This window comes from Streptomyces sp., assembly GCF_050698815.1.
Taxonomy (GTDB): Bacteria; Actinomycetota; Actinomycetes; order Streptomycetales; family Streptomycetaceae; genus Streptomyces.
In genome coordinates this window covers 1-1647 of sequence record NZ_JBOHCV010000191.1, presented here as the reverse complement: position 1 = coordinate 1647, position 1647 = coordinate 1, and the positions used below count along the sequence as shown (strand labels likewise).

Below are 1647 nucleotides of genomic sequence, written 5' to 3'. Positions count from 1 at the left end.
CCCGGGACGCCTTCGAGGGGCTGCGCCTGATGGACGCCCTCATCGGCGTCAAGCGCGGCGTTCCCGGGGCGGTGCTGCCGGAGCTGAAGCAGCGCCGCGTGCCCAAGCGGCCGGCGTCCGCCGAGGGCGAGGTGCCGGAGGCGGAGGTCAACGACGGTTCGGTGCGCTCGGACGTGGCCGTCGACAATCCGCTGCCTTCCCCGCCGTTCTGGGAAACCCGGGTGGTCAAGGGCATCGGCCTCAAGGACTACGCGTCCTGGATCGACGAGGGCGCCTTGTTCAAGGGCCAGTGGGGGCTGAAGGAGTCCCGCAAGGGCGACGGGCCCAGCTACGAGGAGCTGGTGGAGTCGGAGGGCCGTCCCAGGCTGCGTGGCTGGCTGGACCGCCTGCACACCGACAACCTGCTGGAAGCGGCCGTGGTCTACGGCTACTTCCCCTGTGTCTCCAAGGGCGACGACCTCATCCTGCTGCACGAGGACGGCAGCGAGCGGACCCGTTTCACCTTCCCGCGCCAGCGGCGCGGACGCCGGATGTGTCTCGCGGACTTCTTCCGGCCCGAGGACTTTGGCGAGCGGGACGTGGTCGGGCTGCAGGTCGTCACGGTGGGCTCGAAGATCGGGGAGGCGACGGCCGAGCTGTTCGCCGCCGACGCCTACCGCGACTACCTGGAGCTGCACGGGCTGTCCGTCCAGCTCGCCGAGGCCCTGGCGGAGTACTGGCACGCCCGGGTCCGTTCGGAACTCGGCTTCGCCGGGGAGGACCCGGCCGCGATGACCGACATGTTCGACCTGAAGTACCGCGGCGCCCGCTTCTCCCTGGGCTACGGTGCCTGCCCCAACCTGGAGGACCGGGCGAAGATCGCCGAGCTGCTGCGGCCGGAGCGGATCGGGGTGGAGCTGTCGGAGGAGTTCCAGCTCCACCCCGAACAGTCCACCGACGCGATCGTCATCCACCATCCGGAGGCCAAGTACTTCAACGCCCGATAACGGCTCCGACCGGACCGTCGTAGAATGGTCGATCCGGTACAGGCCGGTCGTTCGCTCCTGTGGGGCGGCGGCCGGCCTTGTTGTCCCTCACGGAGGTGTACGCGGATGACCAGCTCCATCCCCGCGCTCGGCACTCTTACGGCCGAAGGCTCGTCGCTGCAGGCGGTGCTCCTCGACATGGACGGCACCCTGGTCGACACGGAAGGCTTCTGGTGGGACGCCGAGAGTGAGGCATTCGCGGAGCTCGGTCACGTGCTGAAGGACGAATGGCGCGAGGTCGTCGTCGGCGGTCCGATGACCCGCAGCGCGGGCTTCCTGATCGAGGCGACGCAGGCAGACATCACGGTCGAGGAGCTGACCGTCCTGCTGAACAAGAAGTTCATCGAGCGGCTGCGGCGCGGCGTGCAGATGGTCCCGGGCGCCCGGCGGCTGCTCGCCGAACTGTCCCTGCACGGTGTGCCCACCGCGCTGGTCTCCGCATCGCACCGCGAGGTCGTGGACGAGATGCTCGTCTCGCTGGGCCGGGAGCACTTCGACCTCACCGTCGCCGGGGACGAACTGACCCGCACCAAGCCGCACCCGGACCCCTATCTGACGGCCGCGGCCCGCCTGGGCGCGGACCCGGCGCGCTGCGCCGTCATCGAGGACACGGTGACCGGGG

The 1647-nt window shown here is 70.0% G+C and carries 2 protein-coding genes; both read left to right on the top strand.

Going from position 1 to position 1647, the window contains the following annotated elements; all coding sequences use genetic code 11:
- The coding region (locus tag ACRDP3_RS07100) for a vitamin B12 dependent-methionine synthase activation domain-containing protein (protein WP_431515976.1) at nucleotides 1-986 on the top strand (986 nt) is incomplete at its 5' end.
- A 105-nt stretch (nucleotides 987-1091) separates the two neighbouring features.
- On the top strand, nucleotides 1092-1647 hold a 556-nt coding region (locus ACRDP3_RS07095; protein ID WP_431515975.1), incomplete at its 3' end, for an HAD family hydrolase.